This is a genomic window from Nocardia sp. AB354 (assembly GCF_049538315.1).
Classification (GTDB): domain Bacteria; phylum Actinomycetota; class Actinomycetes; order Mycobacteriales; family Mycobacteriaceae; genus Nocardia; species Nocardia nova.
The window spans coordinates 12,332-29,514 of record NZ_JBMVFU010000024.1; the positions used below are offsets into that span (position 1 = coordinate 12,332).

14 protein-coding genes are annotated in these 17,183 nt (G+C 68.1%); 7 read left to right on the forward strand and 7 right to left on the reverse strand.

All coding sequences use genetic code 11. From position 1 onward, the window contains the following. Positions 1-32: 32 nt before the first annotated feature. Positions 33-4,142, reverse strand: coding sequence for an ATP-dependent RNA helicase HrpA (hrpA, locus tag ACPCUW_RS27760; protein ID WP_423428091.1), 4,110 nt, complete (start codon positions 4,140-4,142; stop codon positions 33-35). Positions 4,143-4,280: 138 nt separating this feature from the next. On the opposite strand from hrpA, the gene ACPCUW_RS27765 reads away from it, so the two are divergent. The 4 genes from ACPCUW_RS27765 to ACPCUW_RS27780 all read left to right on the forward strand — a co-directional run bounded on the left by ACPCUW_RS27765 (position 4,281) and on the right by ACPCUW_RS27780 (position 7,347). Further along, positions 4,281-4,469, forward strand: a complete 189-nt coding sequence (locus tag ACPCUW_RS27765; protein WP_156511469.1) for a hypothetical protein — start codon at positions 4,281-4,283, stop codon at positions 4,467-4,469. 119 nt (positions 4,470-4,588) lie between these two features. Beyond that, the gene (locus tag ACPCUW_RS27770; protein WP_423428093.1) at positions 4,589-5,221 is read left to right on the forward strand and encodes a Pr6Pr family membrane protein; all 633 of its coding nucleotides are present in this window, start codon (positions 4,589-4,591) and stop codon (positions 5,219-5,221) included. Positions 5,222-5,348: 127 nt separating this feature from the next. Further along, entirely contained in the window at positions 5,349-6,572 is a 1,224-nt protein-coding gene (locus tag ACPCUW_RS27775; RefSeq protein WP_423428095.1) for an aspartate aminotransferase family protein, read from the forward strand. Positions 6,573-6,696: 124 nt separating this feature from the next. Continuing rightward, the gene (locus tag ACPCUW_RS27780) at positions 6,697-7,347 is read left to right on the forward strand and encodes a DUF5134 domain-containing protein (protein WP_423428096.1); all 651 of its coding nucleotides are present in this window, start codon (positions 6,697-6,699) and stop codon (positions 7,345-7,347) included. Here ACPCUW_RS27780 and ACPCUW_RS27785 read toward each other — a convergent pair whose 3' ends face one another. The 3 genes from ACPCUW_RS27785 to ACPCUW_RS27795 form a co-directional block, all read right to left on the reverse strand. Then, positions 7,348-8,043, reverse strand: coding sequence for a PhzF family phenazine biosynthesis protein (locus ACPCUW_RS27785; RefSeq protein ID WP_030517259.1), 696 nt, complete (start codon positions 8,041-8,043; stop codon positions 7,348-7,350). It lies immediately after the preceding gene. An 89-nt stretch (positions 8,044-8,132) separates the two neighbouring features. Then, positions 8,133-8,672, reverse strand: a complete 540-nt coding sequence (locus tag ACPCUW_RS27790; protein ID WP_104364458.1) for a carboxymuconolactone decarboxylase family protein — start codon at positions 8,670-8,672, stop codon at positions 8,133-8,135. A 24-nt stretch (positions 8,673-8,696) separates the two neighbouring features. Beyond that, positions 8,697-9,284 carry a peroxiredoxin gene (locus tag ACPCUW_RS27795; RefSeq protein WP_030517257.1) on the reverse strand — a complete coding sequence of 196 codons (588 nt, stop codon included), beginning with the start codon at positions 9,282-9,284 and terminating at the stop codon, positions 8,697-8,699. Positions 9,285-9,416: 132 nt separating this feature from the next. On the opposite strand from ACPCUW_RS27795, the gene ACPCUW_RS27800 reads away from it, so the two are divergent. The 3 genes from ACPCUW_RS27800 to ACPCUW_RS27810 all read left to right on the forward strand — a co-directional run bounded on the left by ACPCUW_RS27800 (position 9,417) and on the right by ACPCUW_RS27810 (position 11,877). Then, on the forward strand, positions 9,417-10,325 hold the full coding sequence (locus ACPCUW_RS27800) for a hydrogen peroxide-inducible genes activator (protein WP_305781282.1): 909 nt from the start codon (positions 9,417-9,419) through the stop codon (positions 10,323-10,325). Between the two features lie 60 nt (positions 10,326-10,385). Continuing rightward, on the forward strand, positions 10,386-11,180 hold the full coding sequence (locus ACPCUW_RS27805) for an MBL fold metallo-hydrolase (RefSeq protein WP_064905025.1): 795 nt from the start codon (positions 10,386-10,388) through the stop codon (positions 11,178-11,180). A gap of 244 nt (positions 11,181-11,424) precedes the next feature. Next, positions 11,425-11,877: a gamma-glutamylcyclotransferase family protein gene (locus tag ACPCUW_RS27810; protein WP_063016633.1), complete on the forward strand. Its 453-nt coding sequence runs from the start codon at positions 11,425-11,427 to the stop codon at positions 11,875-11,877. A 147-nt stretch (positions 11,878-12,024) separates the two neighbouring features. Here the strand turns inward: ACPCUW_RS27810 and speD are convergent, their stop codons facing one another. From speD to ACPCUW_RS27825, 3 genes are all read right to left on the reverse strand, one after another. Then, the gene (gene speD, locus ACPCUW_RS27815; RefSeq protein ID WP_423428099.1) at positions 12,025-13,242 is read right to left on the reverse strand and encodes an adenosylmethionine decarboxylase; all 1,218 of its coding nucleotides are present in this window, start codon (positions 13,240-13,242) and stop codon (positions 12,025-12,027) included. Between the two features lie 8 nt (positions 13,243-13,250). Then, the gene (locus ACPCUW_RS27820; protein ID WP_423428159.1) at positions 13,251-14,312 is read right to left on the reverse strand and encodes a type III PLP-dependent enzyme; all 1,062 of its coding nucleotides are present in this window, start codon (positions 14,310-14,312) and stop codon (positions 13,251-13,253) included. Between the two features lie 288 nt (positions 14,313-14,600). Continuing rightward, positions 14,601-17,108, reverse strand: coding sequence for a DEAD/DEAH box helicase (locus ACPCUW_RS27825; RefSeq protein ID WP_423428100.1), 2,508 nt, complete (start codon positions 17,106-17,108; stop codon positions 14,601-14,603). Between the last annotated feature and the right edge of the window lie 75 nt (positions 17,109-17,183).

Below are 17,183 nucleotides of genomic sequence, written 5' to 3' on the forward strand. Positions count from 1 at the left end.
TCAACGCGCCGGGTGATCAGCGGGACCGGTGGTCAGCGGGATCGCGCGCCGGCGGGCGCCGCGCCGATGCCGTCGATGGCCTTGACGATTCGCTTGGCGGACACCGGATACGGTGTGCCCAGCTGCTGGGCGAACAGGCTCACCCGCAGTTCCTCGATCATCCACCAGATCTCGGTGACGTCGGCGGCCGTGCGACGCGCCTCCGAGAGGCGGTCGAGCAACCGCGCGTAGGCGGTGTGCACCCGATCCAGTTCGGCCGCGCCGTGGCGATCGCGGTCGGCCGAGGCCGGCAACGCGAGCAGTCGTGCCTCGGCGGCGTGCAGATACCGCGGGATCTCGCGCAGCCGGGCACTGCCGAATTCGCTGACGAAACCGGCGAAGACCAGGTCGTCGAGCTGCCCGGCGACATCGTCGGCGATATCGCGATCGGTGGTGTCGGCCAGGGCGGTGCGCACCCGGTGCGCGGCCGCCAGCACCGGAACCACCAGCGCGAGGATGCGCGCGACCGCACCGGCGAACTGCGGTCGAACCTGCTCGACGAGCCGGGTGAACTGCTCCGGGCTGCGCACCGGGCCACCGTGTGCGGCGATCAGTTCGTCGGCCGCGCAGGCGCGGCAGTCGTCGAGCAGCGCCTCCAGCGATCCGTACGGGTTCTGGCTCAACGCGAGGCGATCGGCGGCCGACAGCCCCGAGGTGACCGAGCGGTGCGCGGCCGGCATCTCGCGCAGCAGCAGCGCGCGGGTTCCGGTACGCATCGCGGCACGCTGTGCCGCCGGTGAGGACAACACTCGCACCGCCACCCCGTCGCCCTCGCGGACCAGCGCCGGATAGCCGGTGATGGTCTGGCCGCCGACCTCACGCCGAACGGTCTGCGGCACGGTGCCCAGCGTTTGCGCCGTCCACACCGTCGCCGGCGCCTTCTCGGCCGCACTCGTCGCCTTCGCCACCGACTGTGAAATCTGCTGGGAGAGCTGAGTTTTCAAGGCGGCGAGGCTCTTGCCGCGGGCGAGGTGCGCGCCGTCGGGACCGGCGACGGCGAACGTCATCCGCAGATGATCGGGCAGCGCGGCGGGGTCGAGGTCGGCCGGTGCGATCGAGGTCGACGCCAGTGCCGACAATTCGCGGGCCAGTCCGCTGCGCAATGGTTCCGCGCGCGGAGTCAGCCGCGCCAACGCGGCCTTCGCGAAGTCCGGCGCGGGAACGACACTGCGGCGCAGCTGTTTCGGCAGGGTCTTGATCAGTGCGGCGGCGAGTTCCTCGCGCATGCCGGGAACCAGCCAGTCGAAGCCCACGGCACGAACGTGGGCGAGCTGGGCGACCGGGATGTGCACGGTCACGCCGTCGTCGGCCTGTCCTGGCTCGAACTGGTAGGTGAGCGGGAAAGTCAGCTCGCCCTGCCGCCAGCTGTCCGGGTAGGCGGCCGGATCCAGCTGGGCCGCTTGCGCATTGACCACGGTGGCGGTCGAGAAGTCCAGCAGATGCGGATCCTCGCGCTCGGCCTTGCGCCACCAGCTGTCGAAATGCCGCACCGACACCACGTCGGCGGGAATGCGCTGCTCGTAGAAATCGAACAGCACCTGGTCGTCGACGAGGATGTCGCGCCGCCGTGCCCGATGCTCCAGATCGGCCACATCGTCGAGCAGTTCGCGGTTGCGGTGGAAGAACCGGTGCCGGGTCTGCCATTCGCCCTGGACCAGTGCGTGCCGGATGAACAGCTCCCGCGACAGCTGGGCATCGATGCGGCCGAAGTCGACGCGGCGCTGGGTGACCAGCGGAATGCCGTAGAGGGTGACCCGCTCGTAGGCCATCGCCGCGCCGCGCCGGGATGACCAGTGCGGTTCGGAGTAGTTGCGTCTGACCAGATCGCCGGCGAGCCGTTCGGCCCATTCGGGCTCGATCCGCGCGGCCATCCGGCCCCACAGTCGCGAGGTTTCCACCAGTTCGGCCGCCATCACCCAGCGCGGCGGCTTCTTCGCCAGCGCCGAACCGGGGAAGATCATGAACTTCGCGCCGCGCGCACCGAGGAACTCCCGTGATTCGGCCTCGCGCACCCCGATATGCGACAGCATGCCCGCCAGCAGCGCGCGATGGATCGAGTCCCCGTCCCACGGCAGGGCTTCCGGATTCTGTTGCGGCGCGATCGATTCCGCGGCCGACCAGCCGAGGCTTTTCGTGATGGTGCGCAGCTGCCCTTGCAGATCCTGCCATTCCCGGATGCGCAGGTAGTGCAGGAACTCGTCGCGGCACAGTCGCCGGAACTGATTGGACGACAACGACTTCCGCTGTCCGCGCAGATAGTCCCATAAACGCAGATAGGCGAGGAAATCCGAGCCCTCGACGGTGAAGCGGGCGTGTTTGGCGTCGGCGGCCTGCTGGAATTCGGCCGGCCGTTCCCGCACGTCCTGGATCGACAGCGCCGCGACGATGACCAGCACCTCGGACAGGCATCCGTTCGCCTCGGCGGCGACGAGCATGCGCGCCATCCGCGGATCGACCGGAAGTTGGGCCATCTGCCGTCCCACCGCGGTGAGTGCCAGCTCGTCCCCGCCTTCCGGCGCGCGCACATGGCCCCCGGTGGCGCCTTCGCTGCCGCGTCCGCGGCGACGGCGCGCACCGCGAGCCGGCACGGGCGCCTCGGCAGGGCGCCCGAGAGCGCCGAGTTCCACTAGCAGCGCGATACCGTCGCGGATCGCCCGCCGGTCCGGCGCCTCGACGAACGGAAAGCTCTCGATGTCGCCGAGCCCCAGTGCGGTCATCTGCAGAATGACCGCGGCCAGGTTCGTGCGCAGAATCTCCGGTTCGGTGAACGCGGGGCGCGCCTCGAAGTCCTCCTCGGAGTAGAGCCGGATGCAGATGCCGTCGGCCACGCGTCCGCAGCGCCCGGAACGCTGCCGTGCGGAGGCCTGGGAGATCGGCTCGATCGGCAGGCGTTGCACCTTGGTGCGCATCGAATAGCGGGAGATGCGCGCGGTGCCCGGATCCACCACGTAGCGGATACCCGGCACCGTGAGCGAAGTCTCGGCGACGTTGGTGGCCAGCACCACACGACGGCCGGTGTGCGGCTGGAAGACTCGATGCTGTTCGGCCGCCGACAAGCGTGCGTACAGCGGAACGATCTCGGTGCGCGGCAGTTTCAGATCGCGCAGCGTGTCGGCGGTATCGCGGATCTCGCGCTCACCGGACAGGAATACCAGCACGTCGCCGTCGCCCTCGGCGAGCAGTTCGCGGACCGCGTCGCCGATGGCATCGGTCTGGTCGCGAGCGTCCTCGGCGCTGCCGCGTCCGCTCTGCCGGGCGCGACGCGGCGCCGGCTCCTCCTCGAAGTCGTCCTCGTCGTCGGTGCCGGCCATGTCCGGAGCCAGCGGGCGATACCGGATTTCGACCGGATAGGACCGCCCCGAGACCTCGACGATCGGCGCGGGCTCCCCGGAGTCGGCATCGGCGAAATGACGGGCGAACAGTTCCGGGTCGATGGTCGCCGAGGTGATGATCACCTTGAGATCCGGACGCTTCGGCAACAGCGACTTCAGATAGCCGAGCAGGAAGTCGATATTGAGGCTGCGCTCGTGCGCCTCGTCGATGATGATCGTGTCGTAGCGACGCAGCAGCCGGTCGCGCTGAATTTCGGCCAGCAGGATGCCGTCGGTCATCAGTTTGATCAGGGTGCGATCGGAGGCCTGATCGGTGAAGCGCACCGTGTAGCCGACCACGTCGCCGAGCTCGGTATCGAGTTCGGAGGCAATGCGTTCGGCCACCGTGCGGGCCGCGAGCCGCCGCGGCTGGGTGTGGCCGATGGTGCCGCGGATCCCGCGCCCGAGTTCGAGGCAGATCTTCGGGATCTGCGTGGTCTTACCCGACCCCGTCTCACCCGCGATCACGACGACCTGATGGGCGGCGATCGCCGCGGCGATATCGTCGCGATGGGCTGAGACCGGCAGTTGTTCGGGATAGCGAATCGCCGGGACCGCGCCGCGGCGGGTGTCGATGCGAGCCTGCGCGGCGGCGATCTCACGCTCCAGCCGCTCGATCTCGCCGTCGTTGCCGTGTGCCTTGTCCAGCCGTCGGCGCAGCCGGTGTTCGTCGCGGAGAGAGAGGTCGGCCAGGCGAGCGCGCAGCTCGCGGGTGGTGGCAGTCGAGGTCATTGCATCGACCAGCGTAGCGAAACCGGCCGTCCGGCCCGTTCCCGCGCTGGTCGAGGCGCCGGACGATGAAGATAACCGAATCGTTGCTATCGGATGATCTTGGTACCCGGCGGGGGCCGGTTGTGTCACCATCGGATCATGACTGCTGGTTCCGGAACGCCGATGTGGGTCCGTGGACTGCGCGTGGCATCGGTGCTGCTGGGCATCGCCGCTCTGGTCCGCGACGGGGTGCGCGCGGTCGCGACGACCGCGTCGAACACGCTGCGCCGGCCGGTGGCAGCCGAGCCCGCGACGAGGCAGCGTACGTCGCCGGTCGGATCCGCCTAGACCCGGAAGACCTTCCGTGCCGCCGGATTACGCCGGCGGCAGGGTTCGTCGTCTGCCGGTGGCCGGGGCGCCGGTGGTGAAATCGCCTGGCGGGCCGACCGGTATGCGAGGATCGTACGATGATCGCCCGCGCGGGAACGCCGATGTGGATCCGGATCCTGCGGATCGCGTTCGGTGTGCTGGGAATTGTTGCGCTGCTGTGGATTCCGCTCCATGCGTTGGGATCGCCCGGATTCTCGCTCGGCAACTACGTGAGCTACTTCACCATCGAATCCAATATCGCCGGTCTGCTGGTTCTGCTGATCGGGGGACTGCTGGATCCGGCGGCGCGGCGCTGGCAGGTGGTGCGCGGCGCGGCCACGCTGTATCTGCTGATCACCGGGGTGATCTACGCGGTGCTGCTGGCGAACATCGATGTGATGCTCACCGACAAGTGGATCAACGACACATTGCATCGGGTGCTGCCGATCGTGCTGGTCGCCGACTGGATTCTGGTGCCGGCGCGGCTGCGGGTCTCGGCGGCGCTGATCGGCGGGTGGCTGATCTACCCGCTCGCCTTCTGCGCCTACAGCCTGGTCCGCGGCGAGATCGTGGACTGGTATCCGTATCCGTTCCTGGACCCCCGAGTGCAGGGGTATGTCTCGCTGCTGATCGGGGTGGTGATGCTGGCTGCGGTGATCGCGCTGCTGGCGATCGCGGTGGCGCGGCTGGGGTCGTTGCACAACCGTCGCGAGGCCCCCGTTCCGGTCTGACGCTGCGGTTGCCGGTCGATTGCGCGGGCCGGACGACCCGGCCTCGTCGGGCGTAGCGCGGGTAGTCTGGCGGCGCGGGCGATCGGGTATGCCCATCGCCACCGGACGACGGGCAGAGGAGCCGAGCATGGGTGCGCTGTGGCACGGATTCGCGGATATGGGCGCGGTGGAGCGCGACGGCGCCTTCGTGGTCGCCCGCGGTGAGGGCGCCTACATCTGGGACGAGGCCGGGCGACGGTATCTCGATGCGACGGCGGGGCTGTGGTTCACCAATGTCGGTCACGGCCGCCGCGAGATCGCCGACGCGGTCGCGGCGCAATTGTCGACGCTCGCACACTATTCGAACTTCGGCGATCTGACCGCGCCGGTGACGCAGCGGCTGGCCGAGCGGTTGTCGGAGCTGGCGCCGGTGCCCGGCAGCAAGATCATGTTCACCTCCGGTGGATCCGATTCGGTCGACACCGCCGCCAAACTCGCCCGCCGGTTCTGGCGCGAGCAGGGCCGTCCGGACAAGACGCTGCTCGTCGGCCGCCGGCTGGCCTATCACGGAATGCACGTCGCCGGAACGGCGCTGGCCGGCATCGAGGGCAATCACGAGGGATACGGCGAGCTGATGGCCGATACCCGCACGGTGGAATTCGATCAGGCGCAGGCGCTGCGGGCGCTGATCGACGAGGTGGGTGCCGATCGGATCGCGGCGTTTTTCTGCGAGCCGATCATCGGGGCGGGCGGGGTGTATCTGCCACCGGAGGGTTATCTTTCCGAGGTTCGCCGCCTCTGCCGCGACAACGACATCCTGTTCGTCGCCGATGAGGTCGTCACCGGCTTCGGGCGGATCGGCGGATCGTGGTTCGCCTCCACTCGTTTCGGGCTCGAACCGGACCTGATGACCACCGCGAAGGGCCTGACGTCCGGCTATCTGTCGATGGGCGCGGTCTTCGTGGCACCGCAAGTGGCCGAGCCGTTCTTCGGTGGCGGAGTGTGGTTCCGGCACGGCTACACCTACGGCGGCCACGCCGGATCGGCCGCCGCGGCGATGGCCAATCTCGACATCATCGAACGCGAGCATCTGCTCGACGCCAGCAAGAACATCGAATCGCTGCTGCACGACCACCTCACGCCGCTGGCCGGACATCCGCGCGTGGCGGAGGTTCGCAGTGGGCTGGGCGCGGTGGCCGGGGTGCAGCTCGCCGATCCGTCCGAGGGACCGGCCATGGTGAAAGCGTTACGCGCCGAAGGCGTTTCCACCCGGTCCGCCGGCCAGGGCGCGTTGCAGATCTCGCCGGCGTTCGTCATGACCGACGAACAGATCGGCGAGCTCGCGGCGGCGATCGGTCGCGCGCTGGGCTGAGCGCACGGTCTGCCCCACGGCTGCCTCTTCGGTGCCTCCGGGCCGCCGGATGGGCGGTGCCCATCGTCGCGCCGTGCGAGTATGGATGCGAAGGCGAACGCGCCGCGGCGGAAGGTGGTGGGGTGTGGGGTCTTTCGTGACCGAGTACGAGGTGTTGCGCTGGGGCGTCGTCACGGCGTTCGTCGCCGCGGCGGGCATCGTTCTGGTACGGCATGTGGCGGTGCCGGTGACGCCGGGACACGCGAGCGGACAGCGGCCGGGAACCTGGCCGAGCGAGGTCGACGCGCACGAATCCGATGCGGCCCATCTCGTGATGTGCCTGGTCATGCTCGCGATGCTGCTGTTCCCGGTGGCTGCCGCGCCCGATGCGATCCGCGGGGTGCTCATCGCCATGATCGTCGTGTACGCGGGCCTGTCGATCGTGCGAATCGCGCACTGGCGCACGGCATCCGGCGGCGACGGCGCCGAATTCCGGCTCCCGGCGGTGGTCTACCACCTGGTCGCGGCCGCGGCGATGCTGTGGGTGATGGCCGGACATCATCACGGTATGGGGCACCCGGATATGAGCGGTGCGGATGGCCCGCCGGTCGTACCCGTCTCGATCGTGGCCGCGCTGTTCGCGCTCGACGGCCTACTGCTGCTGTTCCCGCGTACGAGAACCGCACTGCGGCACAGTATTTCGCATCCGTCCGGCACACCGGGCGCCCTCGGCGCCGTTCCGCACGTCGTGATGGATCTCGGGACCGCCTATATGTTGATCGCCGCCGTCGCCTGATCAGAGGAGTATGGGGTGATCAGCCACGACACGTCCGCCCAGACGCACCCAGCCGTCGGAATCCCATTCGGTGAACAGCTGTGAACCCGCGCCCTGGGTGATGATCAGGCTGCGGCGCAATTTCGCGGTGAGTGCGATCGCGGCCGCGCCCGTCGCCTCGTCCTCGGCGATTCCCAAGGCGGGAGCGAACATTCGCGCGTGCACGGCGCCGCGCGCCTCGTTCGTCCAAGCCCACACGTAATGCTGGCCGTCGGTGAAGTGGCGCGGGTCGACCGTGTCTAGGAAGGCGGCGTCGGAGAATTCGTCGAAGGTGAATTCGGGCGCCCATTCGGCGCGGGCGCGAATCCAGACCAGGCCGTCGTCGAGCATCTGGATTTCGACGGGACCGGCGGGCACGTCGATGATCTTCACGGGATGCCCCTGATCGGCCAGCCACCATGCCGCGCCGACCGTCGGATGTCCCGCGAACGGCAGCTCCCGTGCGGGGGTGTAGATGCGCATCCGGGCGCGCCCGGCCACCGGATCGTCGACGACCACCGTCTCACTGTGGCCGATTCGCGCCGCCAGCAACTGGTGATCGATCGCGGCCACGGCCCCCGCGCGCACGATGCCCAGTGGGTTACCGAGCCGGCCGGTGACGTCGGTGAAGACCCGAACCACCTCGACCTGTGTGCCGTCGCTTTCCCATTGGCTCATGCTGCCCCAGCGTACCCGGAGCAACACGCGCGATGCCCCGCCCCGATGGACGGGGCGGGGCATCCGGTGGAATGCGTCTCGACGGTGCCTCAGACCGCCGCGGCGGCCAGCGTCTCGCTAGCCTGCACGGCTTGGCCGACGCCCGCCACGATCGCGGCGACGCGCAGCGCCTCGAAGATCACCTCGCGCGAGACACCGGCCTCACGCAGGGTGTGTTCGTGGGCCTCCAGGCAGTGCTGGCAGCCGTTGATCGACGACACCGCGAACGACCACAGCTCGAAATCGGCCTTCTCGACGCCCGGATTGCCGATGATCTGCATGCGCAGCCCGGCGCGCAGATCGTCGTAACGACCCTCCAAAAACGCCCGGCCCCGGTAGAACACGTTGTTCATACCCATGATCGAGGCGGCGCCCAGTGCCGCGTTGTAGGCCTCCGCGGACAGGGTGTCGGCGGCCTCCTCGCCGATCTCGCGCAGGGTGGTGGCCGACCGGGTGGCGGCCGCCGCGGCGAGCAGGGTGCCCCACAGCTGCTGTTCGTTCAGCACGGTCGACCGTGCGATGGACGACAGGTTGAGCTTGAGGTCCTTGGCGTATTCGGGAAGCGAATTCTTCAGGTTTTCAACAGACACGGGCAGGAACTTCCTTTTCGGTGATCAGACGCTCGCGGACAGCAGCTCACCCGCGTCGATGGTCGGGTCGCCCTTCTTCCAGTTGCAGGCGCACAGCTCGTCGGACTGCAGCGCGTCCAGCACGCGCAGCACCTCGTCGACGTTGCGGCCGACCGAACCGGCGGTCACGGAGACGAACTGGACCTCGTTGTTCGGGTCGACGATGAAGGTCGCGCGGTCGGCGACACCGTCGGCGTTGAGCACGCCGGTGGCGGTGACGAGCTCACGCTTGAGGTCGCTCAGCATCGGGAAGGGGAGGGTCTTGAGATCCTCGTGCTGGGCGCGCCACTGGAAGTGCACGAACTCGTTGTCGACCGACACACCCAGGACCTGGGCGTCGCGGTCGGCGAACTCCTCGTTCAGCTTGCCGAAGGCGGCGATTTCGGTCGGGCACACGAAGGTGAAGTCCTTCGGCCAGAAGAAGACGATGCGCCACTTGCCGGCGTAGTCGTCACTGGAGACCTGGGTGAAGTAGTCGTCGGGCTGCTGCGCGTTCACCTTCGACAGGTCACCGCCGATGACCGCCGTCAGGTTGTAGGCGGGGAACTGGTCGCCGATGGTCAGCAGAGCCATGTTGTCTCCTTCGTCGTAGTGGGGCACGGGTGACGGGTCGCCTGGTGCGGGACACCGTCGAAGCTTTCGCTGTCGATCATGCCCAAAAACCAATAAAAGGTAAAGGTGATCAGTTGCACTATACTGATAGGCGTGACTGATCAGACTTATCAGCCCACCCTGTCACAGCTGCGTGCGTTCGTGGCGATTGCGGAATACCGCCACTTCGGGACCGCCGCAGCTCATCTGAATGTGAGCCAACCCACGTTATCGCAGGCACTGGCATCACTGGAAAACGGTTTGGGCCTGCAGCTGATCGAGCGCAGCACCCGCCGGGTGCTGGTGACCGCCGCGGGCAAAAGGTTGCTGCCGCAGGCGATGGCGACGCTCGAGGCCGCCGACCGCTTCGTCGCCACCGCGGCCGGCGACGGTCTCGGCGGCACCCTGCGCATGGGCATCATCCCCACCGTCGCGCCCTATGTGCTGCCCGCGTTGCTGCCGGAACTGCGCCGCCGGTTGCCGGCTCTGTTGCCGCATGTCATCGAGGATCAGACCGCCCGGCTGCTCGACGGATTGCGCAGCGGCGTCCTCGACGTCGCGATGATGGCACTGCCGTCCGAGGCCACCGGCATGGTCGAAATCCCGCTCTACACCGAGGAATTCGTCCTGGTCACGCCCCTCGGCCACGAATTGGCCGGGCGGAGCGACATCGAGCCCGCGGCCCTGGACGAGCTGCCGCTGCTGTTGCTCGACGAGGGGCACTGCCTGCGTGACCAGACGCTGGATCTGTGCCGGTCGCAGGACGTGCGCCCGGGGCCGGTCGGCGATACTCGCGCGGCCTCGCTGACGACGGTGGTGCAGTGCGTGGGCGGAGGGCTCGGGGTGACGCTGATTCCCGAGATGGCCGTGGCGGCCGAAACCTCCCGTGGCACATTGGATATCGCTCGGTTCGCCGCGCCCGCGCCGGGGCGCACCATCGGCCTGGTTTTCCGGGGTTCGACCGCACGCGTGGAGGACTACGAACAGCTGGCGGAAATCATTCGGGCACAACGCCCGATATGAGAAATTCCATGGTCTCCCATCCCGATTGACCGGCCGGTGGGCGTCTGGAACGCTCGTCGCGTGCGGATTCATCACCTCAACTGCGGCACCATGGCCATGGGCATGGTGGACCACTGCCTGCTCATCGAGACCAGGACCGGGTTGGTGCTGGTGGATACCGGATTCGGGCTCGACTGTGTGCGCGATCCCGGCCGCTTCGTCGGCCCCGGCCGCTTTCTGCTCGGCATCCGGCCCGCCGAGCACCACACCGCAATCCGGCAGATCCAGGCGCTGGGCTACGACCCCGCCGATGTGCGCCACATCATCCTCACGCACCTCGACCTCGACCACTCCGCCGGACTGGCGGATTTCCCCGAGGCGACAATTCACGTGCACGGGCCCGAATTCCGCGCGGCGACCGCGGGGCGGACGCTGTCGGAGCGACTGCGCTACCGGGCGGCGCAGTGGTCGCACGGGCCGCGCTGGATGGTCAACGAACTCGACGGCACCGACGAGTGGTTCGGTTTCCGCGCGGTGCGCGATTTGCCGGGCGTGCCGCCGGAAATTCTGGTCGTCCCGCTGCCCGGCCACACGCGCGGCCACGTCGGGGTCGCCGTCGACACGGGGTCGGGCTGGCTGCTGCACGCCGGTGACGCGTTCTACGTCGCGAGCGAGATCGACCCGGCCGGGCCGAAGACACCGCTGTTCTGGTGGTCGTTCGAACTGGGCTCGATTGTGCGCGGCGCTTATCTGGAGAACCGGCGGCGACTGGTGGAACTGGGCCGCGCCCACGGCAATGCGATCACCATCGTCAACTCCCACGACCGTGATCTGTTCGCCCGGGTCACCGGGAATTCCGTGCGGCCCGTCGGATAGCGCCGCGAAGGCTACCGCGCGCATCCCGTGGAAGTAGGGTTTCCCGAGCTGGCGACTTCTCGGCAACCCGTGACCAGCGACGACGTAACCTGTGATGTAGGTCATGTTTACCCGGTGTGATCCGCCGCCCGGCCATTCGGCACAGTGGAGGGATGCGATACGGGTGTGCGAGTAGGAACGGATGGTTCGACGTAACGACGGATAGGTGCGCGGAGGGCGCCGGAGATGCCGGAGGGGTGATCCGGTGACCGCGGCGAAGAAGCCCGCGCCGCAACGCCGCGCGCGTCCCGACGATCCCGGCCCGGACCTGTTCGCCTACGGCACCCTGCAATTCGGTCCCGTGCTCGATGTGCTGCTGGGCCGCACGCCCGAGATGGATGTCGCGGTCGCGCGGGGCTGGCGGGTCGCGGCCCTGCCACAGCGGCTCTACCCGGGGCTGGTGGCCGAACCCGGGCGAATGGCGGGCGGGCTGGTCCTGCGCGGGCTGACCGCGGCCGACTGGCGGACCATCGAAGCCTTCGAGGATCCGGAATACGATCTGCGCCCGATCGAGCTGATCGGTTACGAGCAACCCGTGCGGACCTTCGTCTGGTCGTCGGCGGTCACGGGCAACGACTGGCTGCCCGAAGTGTTCGTCTCCCACCACCTCGACCGCTACGTCGAGCGCACGGCCCAGTGGCGGCAGGAGCGCGCCTGAGCGTCGGTGGACGGCCATAGACCGCGAGGCAGGTGTGCGGCAGGTTCGTGACGACGGCTGTCGAGAAGGACCGCCCGGGACGGTCGTCCCGGGCGGTCCTTCTCGTATTCGATTGTCAGGCAAGCCGATCCACGATCGCCGGCCGTATCATGCCCGAGCGGCGATCTCCCGCAGTGCGTACGGTTCGATGGCGCCGCGCACCAGCGCGCGTTCGTCGACCGTCTCCGCATGGTAGGGCAGCTTCGGCAGCTTCTCGCACATCGCCGCGACCGGGTCGTCGATGCGCTCGGCGACACCGAACAGGAACGTCCACTCGTGCTCGTCGCTGCCGTAGGGCACCACGGTGGCGAACAGATCGGTGAACCGCTGCCACGACCGTTTCAGCGTCTCGTTGCGCCACATGGTCGGGCAACCGGCCTGAGCGGCCAGAACGCCGCCCTCGGCCAGCAGCGCCTTACATCGGGTGAGGAATTCCTCCTCGTAGAGGCGGTTGTGCTGGGCGTCCTCGACCCGCTCATCGGGGAGGTCGATGACGATCACGTCGTAGCGCACACCGGCGGCTTCGGCCTCGGCCAGGAAGTCCCAGCCGTCGGCGTAGTGCATTCGGATCGCGCCGTCACCGCGGACCGCGGCCTCCAGCTCGGCGGGAGTGTATCCGTAGGGCAGATGCCGGGCGCACAGCTCGACCTCCATCCGGTCGATATCGACATGGTCGACGCGGGTCGCGCCCGCGGCCACCGACATCTGGCTGGCCACGCCCTCACCGGAACCGATGATGAGCACGTTGTCGAGCTTGGCCGCCAGCGCGTAGGCCGGGACCAGCATCGCCTCGTGATAGGTCAGCTGGGAGAACTCGGTGGACTGCCGGTCGTCGTCGGAGAACAGCGACACGCCCTGCGCCGTGCGCGCGATCACCATGTGCTGGAACGGAGTTCGCGCATCCACGATCACCTCCGACAGATCCCAGACGCGGGTCAGGCCGTCGCCGACCGGCTCGTGCACCCGGCGCGCGTGATGCCCGCGCTGCACGACCTCCATATGCACCGAATCCGGCTGCAGCGCCTCCTGCAGCAACTCGACCGCCTTGGTGGCGCCGGCGCCGATGCTGCCGCATGTGAACACGTCGACGAAGATGTCGCCGGATTCCGGATAGGTGTGGATCGACGCGTGCGATTCCGACAGCAGCGCCAGCACCGTCACGCCGTGGGGCTCGAACTTCTTGTGCACCACCTCGCAGATCGTCACTCCCGCGGCGAGCAACGATTGTCGAAGCGCTGTTTCGAGTCGTTCGAGATCGTCGCAGAGGGCTACGTCGACACCACCGAACTCGGCCAGCACGTGCCAGCCGGTGAATTCTGCCGTCATGGGCAAACTCACTCTCGCTCAGCGCCGATGACATGCACAGTCAAAGGCGGAAAACCGTTGAAGGACACCGACGAATAGCTCGCCGTATAAGCGCCGGTATCGAGGATCCGAACGGGATCACCGGCTCGCAGCGTGGTCGGCAGAAGGACTCGCGTGCGTTGATACAGTACATCGTCTCCGTCGCAGGTCGGACCCGCGATCACCGCCTCGTCGGCGGGGTCGCCGTCGCGGTCGGTGTCGATCCGGTAGGCGATGTACTCGTTCTCGGTCTCGGCCATACCGTTGTAGCGGCCGATGTCGAGATACACCCAGCGCCGCCCGTCCGGCGCGATGCGCACGTTCACGACCTCGGCGTGGATCACGCCGGCATTGCCCACCAGGGCACGGCCGGGTTCCACCACCAGGTCGGTGTGCTCGGGAAGGTGCCGCGTCGCCGACTCGGCGATCACGGCACTCAGTTCGGACAGCTCCGGCGCCGGGTCGGCGTACGAAATCGGCAGGCCCCCACCGATATTCACCGACGTCACCGGGATGTCCTTGACCGACAGCGCCTCCGTGATGGCAGCGGCCTGCTCGATGCCGATCTGCCACGCCACCGGATCCAGTTGCTGGGACCCCACGTGGAAATAGGGGCCCGCCACCCGCAGGCCCAGGTCGCCGGCGCGCACCAGCAGCCGCACCGCCTCACCGGGCGCGCAGCCGAATTTGGTGCCGAACGGGGTCTGCGACTGCGGCGCGGAGGCGAGGAACCGGCACTCCACCTCCGAGCCCGGCGCGAGTTCGGCGATCCGCTCCAGGTCGTCCTCGGTGTCGAAGGCGAACCGGCGCACGCCCGCGGCGTAGGCGGCGGCGATGTGGGCGGCCTTCTTGATCGGATTGCCGTAGCAGAGCACTGCCGGGTCGACCCCCAGCGCCACACACATCTCGATCTCGCCGATGCTGGCGACGTCGAATTCGGCGCCCTCGGAATCGAGCAGCCGGATGATCTCCGGCATCGGAGATGCTTTGACAGCGAAGCGAATTCGTGCCGACGGGAAGGCCGCACGGAAAGCGTGGAAGTTGCCGCGCACCCGATCGAGGTCGATGACGAGACAGGGCGACTCGGGCGCGTTTGTACCGGTCAATCTAAGGGAACTCTCTTTCTTCTGGGCAGCCTCCCGCTGCAGGCAGCGAGCGAGAGAGTATCAGCGCGGGGGCACGGGAAACGAACCGGAACGAGGGTCGGCTTGATCACGCTCGGGTCAGCGCGGCCCGCACCGGGGGACGGCGGCCGGATCAGATCAGCGCGTCGGCACCGGGTTTTCGGCGGCGTACGAGCGTCGTGGCCGGATCGCGACGGAGGCCGAGGACGATCGTGCTCATCCCGCACGCACCGTCATCGCGTCGAAGACCACCTCGCCGGCGGCATCGGATTCGGCCAGATCCACGACGGCCTCGAGCGCCCAGCCGTGATCACCGGCGGGGTCGTCGAGCACTTGGCGCACCCGCCAGAAACCCGGTTCGGTCTCCACGGCGAACAGCGCCGGGCCGCGGGCGTCCGGGCCGGTGCCGATCGCGCCGTACTCGTCGAAGTACGCGGCCAGATCGTTCGCCCAGTCCGGACCGTCGTCGAATTCGGCGAGTTCGTCCCAGCGCTGCCGGGCGGCCAGCTCGGCCCGGCGAAACATGCTGTTGCGCACCATGACCCGGAACGCACGTTCGTTCGCGGTGATCGGCCGCACGGTGTCGGCGCCGAAGGCGAGTTGATCGTCGTCGGTCTCGGCGCCCGGATTGGTGAGTTGCTCCCATTCGTCGAGCAGACTCGAATCGACTTGGCGGACAAGCTCACCGAGCCACTCGGTGATGTCCTCGAGTTCCTCGGTGCGCGCGGATTCGGGGACGGTCCGGCGCAGCGCGCGATAGGCGTCGGCGAGGTAGCGCAGCACCAGGCCCTCCGAGCGCGCCAGCTCGTACTGGGAGACCAGTTCGGCGAAAGTCAGTGAGCGCTCGATCATTTCGCGCACCACGGATTTGGGGGAGGGGCTGAATTCCGAGACCCACGGATGGCCGGCGCGATAGGTTTCGAAGGCCGGTTCGATCAACTCGGCCAGCGGTTTCGGCCAGGTGATCTCCTCGATCAGCTCCATGCGTTCGTCGTACTCGATGCCGTCGGCCTTCATTTCGGCGATCGCCGCACCCCGCGCCCGGTGCTGCTGGGCGAGCAGCAACTGGCGCGGATCCTCCAGTGTGGATTCGATGATCGACACCACATCCAGTGTGTAGCTGGGAGCGGAGTTGTCAAGCAGCTCCAGCGCTGCCAGCGCGAACGGCGACAGCGGCTGGTCGAGCGCGAAGTCGCGCTGCAGATCGACGGTGAGCCGCGCCCGACGACCGGTGGCGTCGGGTTCGTCGAGTTGCTGGACCACGCCCGCATCGCGCAGCGCACGGTAGAGCCGGATCGCTTTCAGGATGTGTTTGCGCTGCGCAGGCCGTGGTTCGTGATTGTCCTCGAGCAGATGGCGCATCGCGTCGAAACAGTTGCCCGGCCGGGCGATGACGTTGAGCAGCATCGAATTGGTGACACGGAAGCGAGACACCATCGGTTCCGGCTGCGCGGTGACGAGCCGGTCGAAGGTGTCCTCCGACCAGGACACGAAACCCTCCGGAGGTTTACGCCGCTGGATTTTGCGCAGCTTCTTCGGATCGTCGCCGGCCTTGGCGACCAGCCGGGCGTTCTCCACCTCGTGCTCGGGTGCCTGCACCACCACCGTGCCGACGGTGTCGTATCCGGCGCGCCCGGCCCGGCCCGCGATCTGATGGAATTCGCGCGCCTTCAAACGCCGCGTGCGCACCCCGTCGAATTTCGTCAATCCGGTGAGCAGCACCGTGCGGATCGGCACGTTGATGCCCACACCGAGGGTGTCGGTCCCGCAGACGACCTTCAGCAGCCCGTCCTGGGCCAGCCGTTCCACCAGCCGCCGATACTTCGGCAACATCCCGGCGTGGTGCACGCCGATGCCGTGGCGGATCAGCCGCGACAGTGTCTTGCCGAATCCGGTCGCGAACCGGAATCCGCCCAGCGCCTGGGCGATTGCGTCCTTTTCCGCCTTGGACGCGAAATTCACACTCGTCAGCGCCTGAGCGCGCTCGAGTGCGGCGGCCTGGGTGAAGTGCACGACGTAGACCGGGGCCTGGCTGGTGGTCACCAGATCTTCCAGGGTCTCCGTGATGGGAGTGCGGACATAGGAGAACAGCAGCGGCACCGGGCGCTCGGAGCCGGTGACGACGGCGGTGGAGCGGCCGGTGCGGCGTTCCAGATCCCGGGCGAAATGGTCCACCTCACCCAAAGTGGCCGACATCAGCAGGAATTGGGCGCGCGGCAGTTCCAGCAGCGGCACCTGCCAGGCCCAGCCGCGATCGGGATCTGCGTAGAAATGGAATTCGTCCATCACCACCTGGCCGATATCGGCGTCCGCGCCTTCCCGCAGCGCGAGGTTGGCGAGGATTTCGGCGGTGGCGCAGATGATGGGGGCGGTCGGATTCACCGCGGCGTCGCCGGTGACCATGCCGACCTTGTCGGCGCCGAACACCTCGCACAGCGCGAAGAACTTCTCGCTGACCAGCGCCTTGATCGGCGCGGTGTAGTAGCTGCGCTCACCGCGGTTCAGCGCGGCGAAGTGGGCACCGACGGCGACCATCGATTTGCCGGAGCCGGTGGGGGTGGCGAGGATGACGTTCGCGCCGGTCATCAGCTCGAGCAGCGCCTCTTCCTGCGCTGGATACAGCGTCAGCCCCTGGGCGGAAGTCCATTCGGCGAAGGTTTCGTACAGCCAGTCGGCATCCACGTCGGGCACGGCACGGTCGGGAACCAGTTCGGACAGCTGCACGTGCGTCCACGTTACCGACGAACCGCCGCGGGTACCGCATCGCCCGGCGGCACGGCGGTGAACCGTGCGCGCCGG